The organism is Methanoregula sp., assembly GCF_028712425.1.
Lineage (GTDB): Archaea > Halobacteriota > Methanomicrobia > Methanomicrobiales > Methanospirillaceae > Methanoregula.
The window spans coordinates 155,323-172,845 of the sequence record NZ_JAQTQD010000001.1; the positions used below are offsets into that span (position 1 = coordinate 155,323).

Genomic DNA, 17,523 nt, shown 5'->3' on the forward strand with positions numbered 1-17,523 from the left:
CCTGAAGCCCGCACGGGTAGTGTATTCCAGGCCGGGCCGGCACAGGTTACGGGGACCTGACCGACACCCAGAGGTGGAGATCGCGGTAACTCTGGTTGATGCGTTCTGTCCCGGTGATCCCATCGTCGGGCACGATCTCATTGAAGAGAAGGAACTCGAGCCGGTTATAGTCACCGGTGGCTGCCGGCATGATAGTGCAGGGCATGACCGTGGTCTCGTTATGGGCGACCTGTACCGGGAACCGGTCGATACGGTCCATGGCATGCAGGGTGCTCGTGTTGGTTTTCTCGTCGAAAGTCATCTTCATAAAATACGTCTCGACCGTATAGTTCACCGGCCGGTACTCATGGTTGCCAATGCCGATAAAGAGGGAACTGTTCATCCCGGTGACAAGACGGGTCGGGTAATCGGCGGCCTTCTGCTTCTCACCAAGAATAAAGAACTCCGTGAACTTCTCGCCCTCCTTGGGGACAACAATCACAAAGACCGTTGTGGCTATGGCGGCGACAATAGCAACAAGGAGGATGATGGAAAGGATGCGGTCGGTACGGGAACTTCCTTCCCGGGGAAAGAATTCAGTCTCGATGGCATTTTGGATCTCCTGGAACGGGACAAAGAAGCGTTCTTCCTCCGGGACCTGCGCCCTGCGGTACTGGGCAAGGAGGCACAGGAAGATCGTGATGAGTGAGAGAGAGATGATAATCGGATCGAGCCGTATCCCCCACGGGGTGTAGTTCAGGACAAGCCCGGTCAGGGGGACGATGGCAATGGAGAGGCCAAACGAGAGTGCCACTCTCTCGATTCCATCAAGATCGCGGGCAGCGGGAAAGAGCGCTGCTATCAGTGCATAGCCGGGGATGAAGAGGACCAGCGGAATACCGAACAGGATTCGAAAGAAAGACTCGTTCAGGAACGGAACATAGATGCAGAGGATGGCACAAAGAAGCCAGATCTCGCAGGCCAGCAGGTCCCGGGGCACCCGGGTTAACGCAAAGGCTGCAACAACCGTGTCGTATGGGTGCTGCGGCTGATCCATGACAGGAATATTCATCGTTTGGGATAATATGGATGTCGGGTTCTGCTTCCTGCACCGGCAGGCGAACTCCCATTGATCGAAAAAAGAAAAGGATTATGCTGGTAATTTCCGGGTGCAACCGGATTTCAGCATTACCAGTTGATCTCCGGCACACCCTTGGAACGGAATACCTTGTTGATCTCCGTCTTCAGCTGCTCGGCACGCTGCTCGTTGGCCCTGGTTGTTATGGTGATCTGCTCGATCACTTCTTTGTTTTCCGGTGTCAGCTCATCGGGTCCCCAGGCGGGTGTCCCGGCCGGGGCCTGCAGGATATCGATGATCTTCTTGTTGACCGTGATCCGGCGGGAGAGCTTCGCCAGCTCGCAGAACTTCTCGCGGTCAACGCCAACCTTCTTTGCCAGCTCAAGACCGTCTTTAAAGCGTTGTTTTCTCTGGAGGATATTGTCGATCGCAGTGAAAATCTCTTCATGCCGGAAGGGTTTCGTGATATAGTCGTCGATACAGATGTTGTACTGCTTTGCCTCCGCAGACGTGAGACGTTTGCCCGTCAGCATCAGGACCGGAATCGGTTTTGTTATGGGATCCTTCTTGATCTGCTCGAGAGTCTCCCACCCGTTCATCGGCTGCATCAGGACATCGAGAAGGATCAGGTCGGGGAGCTGCTTTTTTAAGATATTGAGACATTCCTTCCCGCTCAAGGCGTGAATGGTCGCGTATCCCTCATCCGTGAGGAACTGGTGGATGATCTCTACCATCTCGGGATCATCATCTACGATGAGCACTGTCTGTTTTACCGCTTTTATCGCGGCAGTTGCTCCCTCCGGGATCCCCGTTGCCGCTACCCTTCTCCTCACCGTCATGATGGCAAGACCGGCCGCGAGGAAGACCGAGAGAGAGAACAATACCATGAAGACAATGGGCAGGGAAGTTGCCTGGGGTGCCGGTTCCATTGCAGCCAGCTGGGATGACGCCCCGCGTGCCTGGCAGTCCGGATCGCCCGGGTAGTCAGCGCAGAAGAGGCTTGCGGCAGGAGTGAGATCAGCAGTTACCAGGAGCGCCCCGTCCCGCGAGTCCGTGAGCGTGAAGGCTGCCATGTCCTGCACCCAGGGGACCGTGATGCTCATGTCGCTTGCGTCCCCGCCTTCCGTATAACCGATCAGGGTGCGCCCCTCCGGGTCACCGAGGATGTCCCCCTGGGCCCGCCAGGGTTCCCGGGAAGAGAACGAGAGTCGTTCTTTTCCGGTCGTATCGAGAATACTGCCTTTTAATTCTCCGGACTGGAGCGCCAGGTTCGGGGCCCTGCCGTACTGGATCTCAGCGGATTCAAGCGAGTATGCCCCGTCCAGGTATTTCAGCTGGATCCGGACAATCTTATCGAAATCAGGCACCACCGGATCAGCCGCTGCCCCGTACGGGCAGAAACTGCAGCACACAAGAACAATAATGAGGAGACTGGACAGTATCCGCAAGCTCATGATGTCACCACCTTTGAGAGTACATAGTTGATCCGCTGTGTGGCCGCTTCACCGAATTTTCCCCGGTACCCGCTTGCCATGATATCGGGCATGGGGTCCCACCGCCAGTAGGGCTGGCTGCAGCTCACGGAAGAACCGGTTGCTGCTGCCTGCTGGATCTGCCGGCATTGCGCGGGATCCCGTCCATCAGAACGGGCGTCTGACTCGCAGTTCTCGCGAGAACTCCAGACATTTGCATGCGGGTCATTCTGGTAATAGTACGTGTTGCCGCAGTAGGTATCGACAAGGTCGTACAACGCATGCCCGGTCTCGTGCTGGATCAGGGTCAGCTGGTTTACCGGAGCCTTCATCAGGTTGCGGCCAGGCCCGTAGTCCTGGCTGCACCCGGTCGGCATGCAGGCAGCATCCGAATAGGTGCCGTGGTATTTCGGGTACAGGATGACCGTTACATCGACAAACGTCACCTCTTTCCAGTACTTGCCGGGAATTGTCCCGGCACAACCTTCGAAGGCATCCGCGGGTGCTGACGGGTCATAGTAGTAATAAAAATTAAACCGGTCACGGTAATCAGCAGGAAGGATTTTGGTTGACGGGGTAATCTTGTCAAGGTCCAGGTATGTTGATTGTATCACCTTCATCACGTCCTCCCGGAACCGGGTCTCGTTCTCGATATAGACCGGTGTTGAGATCTTTGCATGATCCGTACAACTGTAGGAGGTTGATGAAGGATAAAAAACTACGTTAATTGCACCCTGTTTCTCACCCTCTTCATTCAGGAGTACGAGCGCACCCCGTGCAATCTCAACGGAGACCGTCATCTCATTGGGATAGACAATTTTTTTGGTGATTTCCCGGAAATCCGGTTTGGTGACCCGCACGGTATGGGTGCCATCCTTAAGGCCGGTAAGAGTTATGACGCCAGAAGAATCTGCTGTTGTCCCTTTGTACGCGCCGTCAAGGTATACCAGCGCTCCCCCGACAACGGTCTTGGAACGGGCATCCTTGACAACCACGGTAAGGGATCCCGGTTCCGCAGCACTGACCGTCCATGCCAGTGAGAGAAGACAGAGTACGAGAACGATCCTGCCCATACTTCCGGGATGTGGGAGAAACAACATACAGGTGGGGTAATTTTCGCAAGGCCCTGCGATCTAATATTAGTTATTTATTATTTATTGCAGGGAGTTAACAATACTTTCTATCCAAATATCTGCATTACGCGGGTTGTTTGCAGCATAATTCCAGCAATATACATCATTTTTGCCAGTTTTCCGGTAACGGGCAATGCATGTCCTCGTTCTCATTCTGCATACAACAGGATAAAAACCATTGAAGGGGAAAGTCAGCCTGTCTTCCGGTTTCCGAGAGCTTTAATACAGAATGAGGTGTTCTAATTATGGTACCGTGAACGGGTGCGGAGTGATCTCCGGCCTCCGTCGCAGACACCCAAGTTATCCGGAAGAGGTGTGTGCGTGGGGGGTTTTGCACCGTGCATGGCCGAACAATGCCTCGGTAGGGTAGTGGACATCCTAGAAGCCTCCGGAGCTTTTGACCCGGGTTCAAGTCCCGGCCGGGGCGTCTGGTTTTCACGTCAAAGTCTCTTCTAAAAAAAATGTTTCAGGTTGATAATTCGGTAATCAACAAAAAGGAGAAAAATGAAGATTTACAGCACCGGCTTCTTCTTCAGCGCAGCAACCAGCAGCTTTACACTGTTTTCCAAATCCGAGAGATCCAGCACCTCAACCGGTGAATGGATGTACCGCGAGGGAACGCTGATGGTCGTGCTCGGGATACCTCCCTTGGTCAGGTGAATCGCGGTTGCGTCCGTGGTCCCGCCGCTGCCCACTTCGAGCTGGACCGGGATATCGTTTGCATCGGCTGCGCCTTTGAGCCAGCTCACAACCTTCCGGCTCGCAATGAGCCCGCGGCCGCTGGAGTCGACGATGGTGACTACCGGTCCCTTGCCCATCTCGACAGGTGCGTCCTTCATGTCAATGCCCGGGTGGTCGCCGGGGATCGTGACATCTGTTGCAATGGCACAGTCGGGATCGAGCGAATACGCGCTCGTCCGTGCTCCTTTCAGGCCCACCTCTTCCTGCACGGTGAAGACCGCATAGATGGTATGCGGGGACTTCACTTCCTGCATGGCCTTGATCAGCATCGCGACACCGGCCCGGTTGTCGAATGCCTTACCGGTCACGCGGTTGTTTGCGAGCTTCGCGAACTGCCGGTCTATAGTGACGGGCGTGCCGACATCGATGCCGAGAAGTTCCACTTCCTGCCGGTTCGTTGCCCCGACATCGATGAACATATCATCGATCTTGACACCCTTCTTCCGCTCCTCGTCGTTCATCATGTGGACGGGCTTGCCACCGACAACACCGTACACCGGGCCCTTTGTCGAGTGCAGGACGACCCGCTGCGTGTAGAGCACGGGGTCGTACCAGCCGCCAAGCGCCACGAACCTGATGAACCCCTTCTCGTCGACATATTTCACCATCAGGCCGATCTCGTCCATGTGGGCGGCAAGCATCACCGAGAACTTCCCGCCTTTCTTTGTTGCGATCAGGTTGCCCATCGTGTCTTCGCGGATATCGTCCACGTGGCCCTTAAGTTCCTTTTTTACAATCGCAAATACGCTTCCTTCACTGCCCGAAACGCCATGGGCATTGGATAATTTTTCTAACAGTTCCTTAACCATGGTATCACTTCACGAGGTTTCCAATCCGCTCAAGTGCTGTCATAATATTCTGCCGCGATGTAGCATAACTGAACCGGGTATATTCCGGGGCATTGGCACCGAAGGCCGTGCCGGGCACAACAATAACGCCGGCTTCGATGATCTTTTCCGTAAGCGTGGGCTTCATGGGGACAAACGTGTAGAACGCTCCCTCAGGCTTCGGGAAATCGAATCCCAGTTCTTTTAATCCGCCCCAGATGAGGTCGCGCCGTGCCTCGTACTCGTCCCGCATGACCTTCACTGCGCTCTGGTCTCCTTCATAGGCAGCCACTGCAGCATACTGGGCGATTGAGGTTGCGCAGGCCTGGCAGTACTGGTGTACCTTCAGGCACTGGCCGATGATCTCGGGCGATGCAGCGAGATAGCCGATCCTCCAGCCGGTCATCGCGTAGGTCTTGCTCGTGGCATTGATGGTAATGACATTGTCGCCGAACTGCGCTACGCTCACGTGCTTCTTGCCATAAATGAAATGCTCGTACACTTCATCGGAGATGATGGTGACTCCCTTGTCCGCTGCATACTCGACAAGGGCCCGGATCGACTCCTCGCTCTCAACCGCACCGGTCGGGTTGCCGGGCGAGTTAATGACCATGAGTGTTGCCCCGTCCATCAGCTTTTTTGCAGCCTCGACATCGATATGGAGCGTCTTTGTCAGGGGGACGCTGACCGGCTTTCCGCCGGCAATGGTGGCAAGGGATGCATATGACACAAAACCCGGGTCAGGGCAGAGGACGCGGTCACCGGGATTCAGCATTGCCTGCATGACAATATGGAGCGCTTCGCTTGCACCGGCCGTGACAATCAGCTGGTCGGGGTGGTACTTGATCCCGTTCTCGTTCTTGAACTTCTTACTGATAGCGGCACGGAGTTCCGGCAGGCCGTTGTTCGTGGTATAGCCGGTCTTTCCTTCCTGGATGGCTTTGATTGCAGCGTCCTTGATATGCTGCGGGGTGTCGAAGTCCGGCTGGCCGAGGCCTAAGTTGATCGATCCCGGACCTGCAGCTTCGAAGATCTTCCGGATGCCGGAGATCTCGATTCCGGCAACCCGTTCTGAGAATTTCATGGTCATGCTACTCCCTCATTCGATGTTCGTGTGGCGGTTCTTGAGCGAAGACTCATCCGTCTTTGTGATCTCCATGAGCCGGGAAATGACGGCATCGGCAAAGATCATGGATACGGTCTCAAAGAGTGTGCCAAGCGGGGCAAACGACTTGTGCTCTCCCATCATCTGGCGGATCTCGAACTCCGCGGCATCGTCAGTCACTGCATCACGCTGGTGCTCGATGATGACATTGCAGTCGGAGATCCTGCCAATCCGCGAATCCGGGTTGGAGGTGATGAGACAGATGTGCGCCCCGATCTCCTTTGCCGTCTCCGCGATATCCGCGATGGTCTTGGTCTTACCTGACCCGGAGAAGATCACCAGCAGGTCGCCAGTGGAGAGCGCAGGGGTGATGGTTTCGCCGATAACATATGCCTGCATGCCAAGGTGCATCAGCCGCATGGCAAACGCCTTTGCCACAAGTCCAGAGCGCCCTGCCCCGATCACGTATACCCGTTTTGCCTTGAGGATCTCCTTGAGGAATTTTGCCACATCGTCATCGGAGATGGTGTTGGCAATCTTCCGGATGTTCGATGCCATCAAAAGCATCATTTCCTGTACCCTGTGGCGCTCCATAGTTTTCTCCAGAAATGATGCACCTACAATACAGATGAGCGTTTCTACCCGCGGGGCCGGTTGGACAATAATACCTCCACGGGGATAGATCTATATGGGATGTTCATGCAAACTTGAATGTGATATCCCCGCTCGTCAAATGCTCCCCGTTCATCAAGTGGGCCGGAGGGAAGCGCCAGCTGCTTGCAGAGCTGGAGTGCCGGCTTCCGGGATCCTGGGACACCTATTATGAACCGTTTGTCGGCGGCGGTGCATTGCTTGTCCATCTTGAGAACAAGGGGCTCTTAAAAAATGCGGTCATCTCCGACCTCAACAGCGAACTCATCAACCTGTATCGCGTTGTCCAGAACACCCCGGGAGCTCTCATCACGGCGCTTGCAGACGAGGATTTCCAGAATAATGAGACCTCATATAAGAAACACAAAGAGCGGTTCAATACCCTGATCGGCAGCAGGAACCATTCTCTCGAAAGGGCAGCGTTACTCATCTACCTCAACAAGCACGGGTTCAACGGGCTCTGGCGGGTGAACCGGAAGGGCAAGTTCAACGTCCCGTTCGGCAGTTATGTAAAGTGTTCCATCCCATCGGAGACGAGCATTCTCAAGTTTTCTGCCATGCTTGAGAAGGTGAAGGTTAAGAACCGGGACTTTGCATTGGCAGTGAATACTGCAAAGAAGGGTGACTTCATCTATTTCGATCCCCCGTACCAGCCGCTGTCGAAAACAGCAAACTTCACGGATTATAACTCCCGCGGGTTCCCATTCACCGAGCAGGAGCGGCTCGCCCGGTTATTCCGCCGGCTCACGCAGAAGGGAGTACAAATCATGCTCAGCAACTCCAAGGTGCCGGAAATCGAGGAACTCTATGCAGATTTCCCGATTGAATCGGTCAATGCCAAGCGTTTCATCAACTGCAATGGAGAGCGGAGGCGGGGGATCCAGGAGATTATTGTCACGAACTATTCCTTTGATAAGGAATGAACGAATTCTCCTCCGTAAAATGGAAACAAAAATTTGTATTTTGTATGCCAAGCAGAAATGCCATGCAAATAAAAGGGTTATTAGTACATTCTGTCACAACAGGTCATTGTGCAAACCGGTCCCTGACCGGCAACAGCACGGTACAGACAACGCTGGTGACAAAAACGGGACGATACCGGGAATTTCCATAAAAGATATCCCGGGTTGTGATCCATGTTATACGGATGATTTCAGGAGCAGAAGATCTTCCGGGCCCGGATCACCCTCGTGCGTGGCAACCGTCCGCAACATACCCGTCGTGAGTACCAGTGTTGAAAAGAAGTAAACGGAGGTGACACCAGGAAAGCCGGTCAAACGTGGTTGAGCAGAGACAAAGGAGACAAGATTTGTGTCTCCCACTTCCAATGCACAATGCCCCCACTCCACATTAATCTTATAATACCGTTTTTCGCCTCAGGCAATCCGGTCCGTCTGCGGGGGCGGGCCGGAAATGCCTTTATTATTTATCTGTTACGCAGATACTTTCCGGATGGTATCCGGGTAGACATTCAGTCAGTTTTTCCCGCGTGATATTTTTCCCGCGTGATATTCTTCTATCTGGCCAAAGGCAGTCAGCTTCCCGTTCTCGACAAACGAGACAGCCCCGTGTCCGCCGCAGATGAGACAGCGCCGGCCGGAAGATTCCAGGACCTTGTCGGTCTCCTCTGCAAGGGCCATCAGGGCAATCCGCTCCTGCTTTGCCCGGTCACTGTCGACATTGACAGAGGTGACCAGGAATGCGGCAAGGGAACTGTAATCCGCCCGGGCCTTGGTCAGGCTCCCGAAATTGATGACACTGTCGGCCGCGAAAATCAGGCCATGATCGCGCGAATAGAGGAATACCTGCCCGAAGGTGTGTCCCCCTAAGCCGTCAAGCACGTCCAGTTGCATCGGCCCGACGGACACCGTCGCGATAACAGGGAAGATCCCACGCTTCTCTCCTTTGGGCTCGCCAAAACAGCAGATATCCTTTGGCACCTGGAACCGGGAGAAGAGGTTGATCATCCGTGTATAGAACTCCTCAAGTACCGACTCCTGGCTCCGCGATCCCCAGCCCCGGTTGTTCGTGCGGATAATCGCAAGCGTACCGTTGTGCATGTGAACCGGCACGGAGAAGTGCCCCGATGCCCCGCAGTGGTCCGCGTCTGCATGCGTGACAATAATGTGGGAGAGTTTCCGCATGTCAATCCCATACCGCGAGAAGAGCGCCATAAAGTCATTGTGGTAGATGCCGTACCCGGTATCGATCATCACCAGGTCGTCCGGAGAACTGATGAGAAAGACCGATCCCCCGCACGGAGGCTGGAAACAGTACAGGGTTATTTCGGGTGCCATCGTAAACTGCTGCACCGATGCATAAAAACCCGGTCCCGAGGTTTCCATCATGGTCCGGCCGGTTGCAAGCACGCTTTCAAAGACCTGGTGGGGATTGCACCCGCGGTCCATGAGTTCCTGCGCTATATGGTTACTGTCCGCGAGAAAAGAGAGCAGGAACGCATCCTCCGATTCGCCTATCAGCTCGCGGACTGCCTGGGCATACCGGACATAGAAGACCGTATCATCGAGGTGCCGGCCGGTCCGGTCGTACTCGATGATCTCGAGCCGGTACCGTGACTTGAGCTCGTCGAGCAGGCGGTCGATCTCCCTGCTCTGTTCGAGGTTCAGGCTGATGGTCAGGCGATCGGGATGACGGCCCTTATCGTCAAAATCGATCAGGGCGATATTTGCTCCGGCTGAGGTGATGTACGAGAGGAATTCGTAGAGTGCCCCGGGGCGGTGCGGGAGATAGACGCAGAACTTCAAAAAATCCAGCGTTACAAGGGATGTCTGGAGATACCCGATCCGGGTAAGGTCTTCCATGATCTTCCGGTACGATTCTTCAGTTGCAGTCACCTCGTAGAATACCGTCCCGGGATCGATACGCCGGTCGAACTGGATGCGGTTGATGTTGCCATCATAGTGCTTGATGATCTCGGCTGCCCGGTGCAATGAGCCGGGTTCATCCGGCATGTGAGCGACAAAAGAATACTTCTGCATGATATCCCGATTGAGGTACTACCGTTGCGCCCGGTCGTCAATATACATTATGGTCTCAAAAAAAGTTCAAAAAAGAGCGGGATTAATCTGTCTTCCGCACCGCACAACCAACAAGGAGGACAACCCCAGCGATGATCACACCGGCAAGGGTTGTAACGGGAGAAACCGGAAGGGAGAGCGGGCTTTTCACCAGCACCGGGGAGAGGGAGGTGGTCTCACCGGCATAGACCGTCACCGGGAGAGAGAAGGTGAGGTACCCGGGCGACCGGATCTCTACAGTGTGCGTTCCCGGAGCGATATTTGCAAGGGTAATTGGCGTGACACCCATACTGACCGAGTCCACAGAGACAGCAGCGCCGGCCGGGTTGGAGGATACGGAGAGCGTGCCGGCATCCGCTGCCATTCCCGCAGGTGTCGTGGGTGCGAGCGTAACGTTTGCCACGGGAGTAGCAGGCGGCACTACCGTAATTGTGGTCCGGTACGTGTTCTTGACAGAGGGACTTGAGACGGTCACATAGTAGGTGCCCGGAGGCATATCCACGCGGAACGCATAGGTGAAATATCCTGAGCGGCTTGCAGCAGTATCGTACGTGCGGTAGACCTTCCCGACCTCATCGCTGATTATGATGTGAATATCAGAGGTCCCCTGTTCAGCCGTCCCCTGGAGCTGAAGGTATTCCCCGGTTTCAAGCGTGTCGGGATTTGCAATAACATAGAAATCCGGTTTCTTCATCATGACCGATGTTTTTGCGGATACTTCAGGATTGTTCACATCAAAAACCGTGATATAGTACCGGGCAGTCTGCATCTTGTCAACGCCCTTGATCGATCCCGTATACCAGACAAGACGCCATTTCCCGTCATCTTTGACTACAACCGGGTTCCCGGTTCCCTCGGCACCATCGAGATCGTAAATTGGGACACCGTTTGCCGGCAGGTCCGGCCCGGTCAGCCTGATTGCCGTGGAGTTCCCGGAGGGGGATGTCCCGTCGAAGATAATCGTATCGCCAATATAGTACCCGCCGCTGCCCCAGTAGGCGATCGATATTGTGCTGTTTTCTGCCAATACCGGCGGGATGCAGAAGATGACGGCGAGGAGCAAAACCAGCCGTGGAATCATTCTCTTTATACTACTCTCTCCCATAACAGTGCCTCGATTTATAAAGAATATCACTGTGCTACTCTATATCTCCTTTACGGTCATCATTTGCGGTAGTACGCCAAATCCGACGGATTCCGGATTATCAAAGAACGAAACTATATCTATATTACCGGGTAACTGTTGGTACGAGGCAAAGAGGTAATGACCGACGTAGAATCAGCCAAAAAACATGGCGAAGAGTCATTGAAAACGAGGATCGCATCGATCCAGAAACCGTTCTCTTATGAAGAAACGGCCTACCACCTCCCGATATCATACGCGCTGACCGGTGTCGCAGTCCACGACCGTGCAGCAGCGGAAGATGTTTTCAAAAAGACCGCTGGCAATCCCATCGTAGCATCCGAATGCCTGCTGGCTGAACAGACCGCAGTAAAGGGAAAGGAACCTGCACCGTATACCGGTTTCATCAGCGACACGGTAATCCGGAAGCTCGGTTATTCTCTCGTGGACGGAAGCATTCTCGGGCTCGCACTCATTGTCGGAACTCCCAAAGGAGAAGGGAGCGCCGCTGCCATCTGCCGTGAGCTGCAGGAAAAATACATGCTCACATTCCTTGCAGGAACTGTTGTCCCATCGCTGTCGGCAGCCGGCGTGAAGGTCGGACTCGACTATCGCCTCATCCCCCTGGGCTCATCCCCGTTTTACGGTATTCATTTTGTGGACATCGTTGCCCGCGTTGCCATGATGTTTGGCGGGGTTACGCCCGGTGACATGCACCGCCTGCTGACATACGCGGCCGAGCGTGCCAAGGCAATCGTGATTGTCTTCCCCGGCCTGACCGATGAGGAAATTGCCCTTGTCGATGGCATGCGGGTGCTGGGATTTCCCATCCTTTCCCTTGGCGGGTACGAGAATGCAACCTGGGTTCCGGCAACCCCGGGCGATGTGGTGCGCCAGGGAATGGAGCTCAGGGGCATCCGGGTCAATGTCACGGCAATCCCGATCCCCATGAGCTGTTCACCGGCATTTGAGGGAAAGAGCATAAGAAAAGAAGAGATGTATGTAGAGTTCGGTGGCGGCCGGTCCACTGCATTTGAGCTTCTCCGGATGCGCGAGCCTTCCGGGATCGAAGATGGCAAGGTCACAGTCATCGGTACGGAGATCGATTCTATGAAGGAGGGCTCAGCGAACCCGCTCGGGATCATCATCGAAGTAGCCGGGAAGACGATGAAGAAGGACTACGAGCCGGTCCTCGAACGCCGCATCCATAATTTTGTCAATTACGGCGAAGGCTCCTGGCACGTTGCCCAGCGCGATCTCATCTGGGTGAGGATCTCGAAAGAAGCCGTGGCAAAAGGGGTGAAGATCGAGCACATCGGAAAGTTGCTGGCAAGCAAGTTCCGGATGGACTTCCCCCAGCTGCTCGATGCGGTATCCGTGACGCTGATCACGGACCCGGCTAAGGTTGCCGAAGCAAAGAAAGAGGCTGAACGGGTGTACGATGAACGCGATGCCCGGATCAAGGGCATGCGCGATTCCGACGTGAACACATACTATTCCTGCACGCTCTGCCAGACGTTCGCCCCAAACCATGTCTGCGTGATCACTCCCGAACGGCTCGCTCTTTGCGGGGCGATCAGCTGGCTTGATGGAAAGATTGCCTACGAGATGTCACCGTCCGGCGCCAACCAGCCCATCGAGAAGGGTGCGGTTATCAACGAGCTGACCGGGGAGTTTGAAGGGGTGAACCGGTTCGTCAAGAAAGCGAGCCACGGGGAGATCGAGCGCTGCTCCCTCTATAGCGTGATGGAATACCCGATGACCTGCTGCGGCTGTTTCGAGGCAATCGCCCTGATGCTGCCCGAAGTGAACGGGATCATGGTCGTGAACCGGGAATACAAAGGCATGACCCCCTCGGGCATGACTTTCTCAACGCTTGCGGGAACGATTGGCGGCGGGGCGCAGACACCGGGCTTTGCCGGTATCTCCAAGAACTATATCCTCTCGGACCGCTTCCTCCAGGGGGAAGGAGGGATCGAGCGGCTCGTCTGGATGCCGGCTGCGCTGAAAGAGGAACTCAAAGAGCGGCTTGAGAAGAAACTCGAAGAACGGGGCCTTACCGGGTTCCTTGACAAGGTTGCGGATGAGACCACTGCCGAAACCATCGAAGCGCTCATAGAATTTTTAGAGCGGGGCGGGCATCCTGCACTGACGATGAAGCCACTGGTGTGAGGACCATGCCGTTCGAAATGAATTTCGGCTGGACCACCCCTATTGGCGAAGTGGTCCTCGGTGCAACAAAAGCGGATGGAGGGACACGGAGGATCTCGTACCGTATCGGTGGGGGGACGACACTTCCCTTCCTCGAATCGTCGCCCTCCTCGCCCGCTCCGCTCATTGCTTTTGAGATCTGCGACAACCCCGACTTCTGGTCACCCATTGTGAAAGACTACTGCGGGGATGTTGTCAACAATGCAAATGAATGGGCAAAAAAGGCGGATGCCGACTACGGTGCCGACCTTGTCCGGCTCCACCTGACCAGCACGAAGCAGAGGAACTTTTCCGATATCGCCTCGCTTGGCAGTGTTGTCGAAGGCGTCCTCTCGGCCACAAGTCTCCCGGTTATCATCGAGGGGAGCAACGAGCCGAAGATCGACAGCGAGGTGTACCAGAAATGCGGGGAGGCCGGCCAGGGCGAACGGCTCCTTCTCGGGACTGCAGAAGCGGGGAAGTACCGCAGTATCGCAGCAGCTGCCCTTGCCTACAACCATTCCATCATCGCCCAGTCGCCCATTGACATCAACCTGGCAAAGCAGCTCAACATCCTCTTAAAGGAGATCGGGGTGCAACGCGACCATATCGTGATTGATCCATACACGGGAGCGCTCGGGTACGGTTTCGAGTACTCGTACTCTGCCATGGAACGAATACGATTCTCTGCCCTCAAGGGGGACACCGACCTTGCCATGCCAATGATCTGCTCATCGGCCGATACTCTCACGATCAAGGAAGTGCGGGAGGCTGGCGACGGATTGCAGGACGAGACGGCAATCCAGTGGGAGCTCTTCACCTGCCTTGCAGCCGCAACGGCCGGGGCAGAGATCCTCTGTGTCCGCCATCCCGGAACCATCGTGCCCTTACGAAAGGCGCTTGCCGGCATGAAACAACCGGCACAGTCCGCGGGGGTGCCGTGAGATGGCCCTCAAGGCACTGGATATCTACAAGCTCCTCCCCAAGAAGAACTGCAAGGAGTGCGGCGATCCGACCTGTCTCACGTTCGCGATGAAACTTGCCGGCGGGAAAGCAGACCTCGACCTCTGCCCGTACCTGAGCGACGAGGCAAAGTCCGTGCTTGGTGCAACAACCCGCCCGCCGATCCGCCTGGTCAAGATCGGTGTTGGCACGAAAAATTTCAAGGTCGGGGAGGAAACGGTCCTGTACCGCCACGAGAAGACCTTCTACCACCCCCCGGGCCTTGTCTTCCGGGTCACCGACACCATGCCTGCAGAGGAGATCGTTGCGATAACCCGTAGGGTACGGGACGAAGTCCTCACGCGTGTTGGTGCTGACCTTCGGTTCAATGGTATCGCCATAGAGAACGTGAGCGGTTCAGCGGAGACATTTGCCCGGGCAGTGGAAACGGTGGAAAAAGTTGAAGCCCACCTCCCGCCTGTCCTCATATCGAAAGACACGGCAGCGCTGAAGGCTGCGCTGGTCCACTGCGGCACCTACCGCCCCCTCCTCCACGCGGCAACACAGGATAATGTGCAGGAGATGTGCGCACTTGCCAGACAGCACGGGTGCCCGCTTGTCGTAAGATCCGGCAGCCTCGATGACCTTGTGAACCTGGTGAAGACCTGCACGGCCGATGGCGTGACTGATCTTGTCCTTGACCTTGCGCCTGAAAACTTCGGTGAATTTATCCGGCGTTCCACGGCTGTCCGCCAGCTCGCCATCACCCGTGCAGTCCCGGATCTCGGGTATCCGGTGTACCTTAATGCCGCAGAGACCGGGCAGGAGGATGCAGCGGTTGCATTGGGAATTGTCAAATACGGGTCTGTCATCGTCACCGATCCTCTCCCGTCCGGGTCCGCCAAAGCTGCCCTTACCCTCCGGCAGAACATCTATACCGATCCGCAGAAGCCCATCCAGATGAACCCGGGCATTTATCGCGTGGGTTCACCGGACAAGGACTCCCCGGTCCTGATGACCGTGAACTTCTCGCTCACGTTCTTCACGCTCCAGGGATACCTTGAATCCGCCCGCGTCCCCTGCTTTATGCTGATCGTTGACACGGAAGGCTTGTCAGTCCTGACAGCAGTGGCTGCGGGAAAACTCTCCGAGATGCTGGTCCGGGACTCGATCAAGACATTCGGGCTCGAGAACGAGGTCTCCCACCGGAAACTGATCATTCCCGGCTATGCCTCCCCGCTTTCCGGGAGGATTGAAGACGCGACCGGCTGGAAAGTCCTTGTCGGTCCCCGCGATGCAGCAGAGATCGGGGAGTACCTGCACCAGGAGTGGAAGAAATAGATGCGGACTGTAACCTTCCTCCCGAGTTACTACAAGATCGATGTCCCCCGGGGTACGACGGTGCTCGATGCCACACAGCGGGCCGGCCTCTCCATGAACGTTGTCTGCGGCGGACAAGGCAAGTGCGGCAAGTGCATTGTCTTTATCCGGTCGGGCCGGGCAGAGTTCGACCGGCAGAAATATGGCAGGTTCTTTACCGAACCCGAGCTGCAGAAAGGCGGCTGCCTTGCCTGCGAGACGATTGTCCAGGGCGACCTCCATGTCTTCGTTCCCGAGAGTACCCTCATCCAGGAGCAGAAGATCCTTGTCGAGGGGCTCGACCACGAGATCGAGTTCCATCCCTCAGTCCGGAAGTATTATGTTGAGCTCCACCCCCCAAGCCTCGCGGACCCGTCACCGGACCTTTCCCGGTTCCTCTGGGGAATCCAGAAGAGCGGGGGGCCGGTAGCAGAGAAGATGTATGCACCACTCGCAGTGCTCCGGGAGATGCCGTCCATCCTGCGGCACAGCGAATGGAAGGTGACGGCAACCATCGGCCTTGTGCCCGGCGGTTACCGGGTCATCGACCTCCAGGAGAACGATACTTCGAAACGGGTCTATGGGGCTGCCGTTGACCTGGGCTCGACAACCATTGTCGTGTATCTCTGGGACCTGGTCACCGGGAAGGTCGTTGGCGTTGCCTCGAACTACAACAAGCAGATCAGCTGCGGGGAGGACATTCTTGCCCGCGTCAACTTTGCCCGGAAGAACGGACTGACAAAGCTCCAGGCGCTTGCTGCCGAGAGCATCAACCAGGCCATCACTTCAGCATCGAACTCAGCGGGGATCGACCGGGAGGACATTTACGATGTGGTTGTTGCGGGCAACACGGTCATGACCCATATGCTCCTTGGGATCGACCCGGCTTACATGATCGCCGAGCCATATGTCCCGGTTGTCCGCAGGGCACTCTCGATTGCGGCAAGCCGGCTCGGGATTGCCTGCAACCCGAATGGCGGCGTCTATGCATTCCCCGCGGTCAGCGATTTTATCGGGGGCGATATCATTGCCGACATCCTTGCCTGCGGCATGGGGGAGCGCGAAGAGATCTCGCTTCTCGTGGACATCGGCACGAACTTCGAAGTGGTTCTCGGGAACAAGGAATGGATGTTCTCCTGTGCAGGCGCAGCCGGCCCGGCCCTTGAAGGGGGCGAAGTGCTCTTTGGCATGCGGGCCAATCCCGGGGCAATCGAGAAGATCACCATCGACCCGGTCACGCTCGACCCGAAATACTCGACCATCAACGGGATCAAACCCCGGGGCATCTGCGGCTCGGGGCTCATCGATCTTCTCGCAGAGCTGTTGCTCGTCTGCGTCATCGACCGGACCGGGCGGATCAACACCGGGATCGAACACCCCCGCATACGGAAAGGGACGCATTTCCCGGAATTTGTCGTCGCCTGGGCAAAGGAGACAGATACCGGGAAGGATATCGTCATCACGGAAAATGATATCAAGAACCTGATCATGAGCAAGGCATCGGTCCACGCTGCCTGCGTCACCCTGATGAAAGAAGCAGGCGTGACCCACAAGGATATCTCGACCATCTACTTTGCCGGTGCATTCGGCAACTACCTGGACAAAAAGAACGCAACCATCATCGGCCTGATCCCGGAGATTGACTTAAAAGACATCAAAAATATCGGCAACGGGGCAGTCACCGGGGCAAACATTGCGCTCATCAACCGCCGGGCCCGAAAGACCCTCGACGATATCGCGTACCGGATCGCGTATATCGAGCTGAATGCCGAGAGCTCGTTCATGGACGAGTACACCGGCAGCACATTCCTCCCGCACACGGACTTCTCGCTCTTCCCGGGAGTCCAGGAACTGCTCGATTCCTGCCGGATCCGGAAGGAGTGAG

13 protein-coding genes and 1 tRNA gene are annotated in these 17,523 nt (G+C 55.9%); 6 read left to right on the forward strand and 8 right to left on the reverse strand.

Annotation, left to right across the window (positions count from 1 at the left end; genetic code table 11):
- Positions 1-46: 46 nt before the first annotated feature.
- The 3 genes from PHF39_RS00665 to PHF39_RS00675 all read right to left on the reverse strand — a co-directional run bounded on the left by PHF39_RS00665 (position 47) and on the right by PHF39_RS00675 (position 3,602).
- Positions 47-1,036, reverse strand: a complete 990-nt coding sequence (locus PHF39_RS00665) for a DUF1616 domain-containing protein (RefSeq protein ID WP_300219087.1) — start codon at positions 1,034-1,036, stop codon at positions 47-49.
- Positions 1,037-1,167: 131 nt separating this feature from the next.
- Complete coding sequence (locus PHF39_RS00670) at positions 1,168-2,511, reverse strand: response regulator (protein ID WP_300219090.1); 1,344 nt, start codon at positions 2,509-2,511, stop codon at positions 1,168-1,170.
- Positions 2,508-3,602 (reverse strand): carboxypeptidase regulatory-like domain-containing protein, encoded by a 1,095-nt coding sequence (locus PHF39_RS00675; RefSeq protein ID WP_300219093.1) that lies wholly within the window; start codon positions 3,600-3,602, stop codon positions 2,508-2,510. The genes PHF39_RS00670 and PHF39_RS00675 overlap by 4 nt, the downstream gene beginning before the upstream one ends.
- Before the next feature lie 415 nt (positions 3,603-4,017).
- Here PHF39_RS00675 and PHF39_RS00680 point away from each other — a divergent pair.
- Positions 4,018-4,089: transfer RNA gene (locus PHF39_RS00680), tRNA-Arg, on the forward strand.
- 85 nt (positions 4,090-4,174) lie between these two features.
- Here the strand turns inward: PHF39_RS00680 and PHF39_RS00685 are convergent.
- From PHF39_RS00685 to hxlB, 3 genes are read right to left on the reverse strand one after another with little or no spacing between them, the layout of a single operon-like run.
- Positions 4,175-5,212 (reverse strand): M42 family metallopeptidase, encoded by a 1,038-nt coding sequence (locus PHF39_RS00685; RefSeq protein ID WP_300219096.1) that lies wholly within the window; start codon positions 5,210-5,212, stop codon positions 4,175-4,177.
- 4 nt (positions 5,213-5,216) lie between these two features.
- On the reverse strand, positions 5,217-6,320 hold the full coding sequence (locus tag PHF39_RS00690; RefSeq protein WP_300219098.1) for a pyridoxal phosphate-dependent aminotransferase: 1,104 nt from the start codon (positions 6,318-6,320) through the stop codon (positions 5,217-5,219).
- A 9-nt stretch (positions 6,321-6,329) separates the two neighbouring features.
- On the reverse strand, positions 6,330-6,929 hold the full coding sequence (gene hxlB / locus PHF39_RS00695; RefSeq protein WP_300219101.1) for a 6-phospho-3-hexuloisomerase: 600 nt from the start codon (positions 6,927-6,929) through the stop codon (positions 6,330-6,332).
- 119 nt (positions 6,930-7,048) lie between these two features.
- On the opposite strand from hxlB, the gene PHF39_RS00700 reads away from it, so the two are divergent.
- A complete protein-coding gene (locus tag PHF39_RS00700; protein ID WP_300219104.1) occupies positions 7,049-7,909 on the forward strand; it encodes a DNA adenine methylase in 861 nt (286 codons plus the stop codon).
- A 552-nt stretch (positions 7,910-8,461) separates the two neighbouring features.
- Here PHF39_RS00700 and PHF39_RS00705 read toward each other — a convergent pair.
- On the reverse strand, positions 8,462-9,985 hold the full coding sequence (locus PHF39_RS00705) for an MBL fold metallo-hydrolase (protein ID WP_300219107.1): 1,524 nt from the start codon (positions 9,983-9,985) through the stop codon (positions 8,462-8,464).
- Between the two features lie 82 nt (positions 9,986-10,067).
- Positions 10,068-11,105, reverse strand: a complete 1,038-nt coding sequence (locus PHF39_RS00710) for a carboxypeptidase regulatory-like domain-containing protein (protein WP_300219110.1) — start codon at positions 11,103-11,105, stop codon at positions 10,068-10,070.
- Between the two features lie 183 nt (positions 11,106-11,288).
- Between PHF39_RS00710 and acsB the strand changes: the two genes are divergently transcribed.
- The 4 genes from acsB to PHF39_RS00730 are packed head-to-tail and all read left to right on the forward strand — an operon-like array spanning position 11,289 to position 17,522.
- Complete coding sequence (acsB, locus tag PHF39_RS00715) at positions 11,289-13,319, forward strand: acetyl-CoA decarbonylase/synthase complex subunit alpha/beta (RefSeq protein ID WP_300219113.1); 2,031 nt, start codon at positions 11,289-11,291, stop codon at positions 13,317-13,319.
- A gap of 5 nt (positions 13,320-13,324) precedes the next feature.
- On the forward strand, positions 13,325-14,281 hold the full coding sequence (locus PHF39_RS00720; RefSeq protein ID WP_300219116.1) for an acetyl-CoA decarbonylase/synthase complex subunit delta: 957 nt from the start codon (positions 13,325-13,327) through the stop codon (positions 14,279-14,281).
- 1 nt (position 14,282) lies between these two features.
- On the forward strand, positions 14,283-15,620 hold the full coding sequence (gene acsC, locus PHF39_RS00725) for an acetyl-CoA decarbonylase/synthase complex subunit gamma (protein WP_300219119.1): 1,338 nt from the start codon (positions 14,283-14,285) through the stop codon (positions 15,618-15,620).
- The gene (locus tag PHF39_RS00730) at positions 15,621-17,522 is read left to right on the forward strand and encodes an ASKHA domain-containing protein (RefSeq protein WP_300219121.1); all 1,902 of its coding nucleotides are present in this window, start codon (positions 15,621-15,623) and stop codon (positions 17,520-17,522) included.
- The last annotated feature ends 1 nt before the right edge of the window (position 17,523 follow it).

Coding starts and splice junctions, on each gene's coding strand:
- PHF39_RS00665 (WP_300219087.1), bottom strand. CDS start 1,036: ATGGATCAGCCGCAGCACCCATACGACACGGTTGTTGCAGCCTTTGCG.
- PHF39_RS00670 (WP_300219090.1), bottom strand. CDS start 2,511: ATGAGCTTGCGGATACTGTCCAGTCTCCTCATTATTGTTCTTGTGTGC.
- PHF39_RS00675 (WP_300219093.1), bottom strand. CDS start 3,602: ATGGGCAGGATCGTTCTCGTACTCTGTCTTCTCTCACTGGCATGGACG.
- PHF39_RS00685 (WP_300219096.1), bottom strand. CDS start 5,212: ATGGTTAAGGAACTGTTAGAAAAATTATCCAATGCCCATGGCGTTTCG.
- PHF39_RS00690 (WP_300219098.1), bottom strand. CDS start 6,320: ATGACCATGAAATTCTCAGAACGGGTTGCCGGAATCGAGATCTCCGGC.
- hxlB (WP_300219101.1), bottom strand. CDS start 6,929: ATGGAGCGCCACAGGGTACAGGAAATGATGCTTTTGATGGCATCGAAC.
- PHF39_RS00705 (WP_300219107.1), bottom strand. CDS start 9,985: ATGCAGAAGTATTCTTTTGTCGCTCACATGCCGGATGAACCCGGCTCA.
- PHF39_RS00710 (WP_300219110.1), bottom strand. CDS start 11,105: ATGATTCCACGGCTGGTTTTGCTCCTCGCCGTCATCTTCTGCATCCCG.
- acsB (WP_300219113.1), top strand. CDS start 11,289: ATGACCGACGTAGAATCAGCCAAAAAACATGGCGAAGAGTCATTGAAA.
- PHF39_RS00720 (WP_300219116.1), top strand. CDS start 13,325: ATGCCGTTCGAAATGAATTTCGGCTGGACCACCCCTATTGGCGAAGTG.
- acsC (WP_300219119.1), top strand. CDS start 14,283: ATGGCCCTCAAGGCACTGGATATCTACAAGCTCCTCCCCAAGAAGAAC.
- PHF39_RS00730 (WP_300219121.1), top strand. CDS start 15,621: ATGCGGACTGTAACCTTCCTCCCGAGTTACTACAAGATCGATGTCCCC.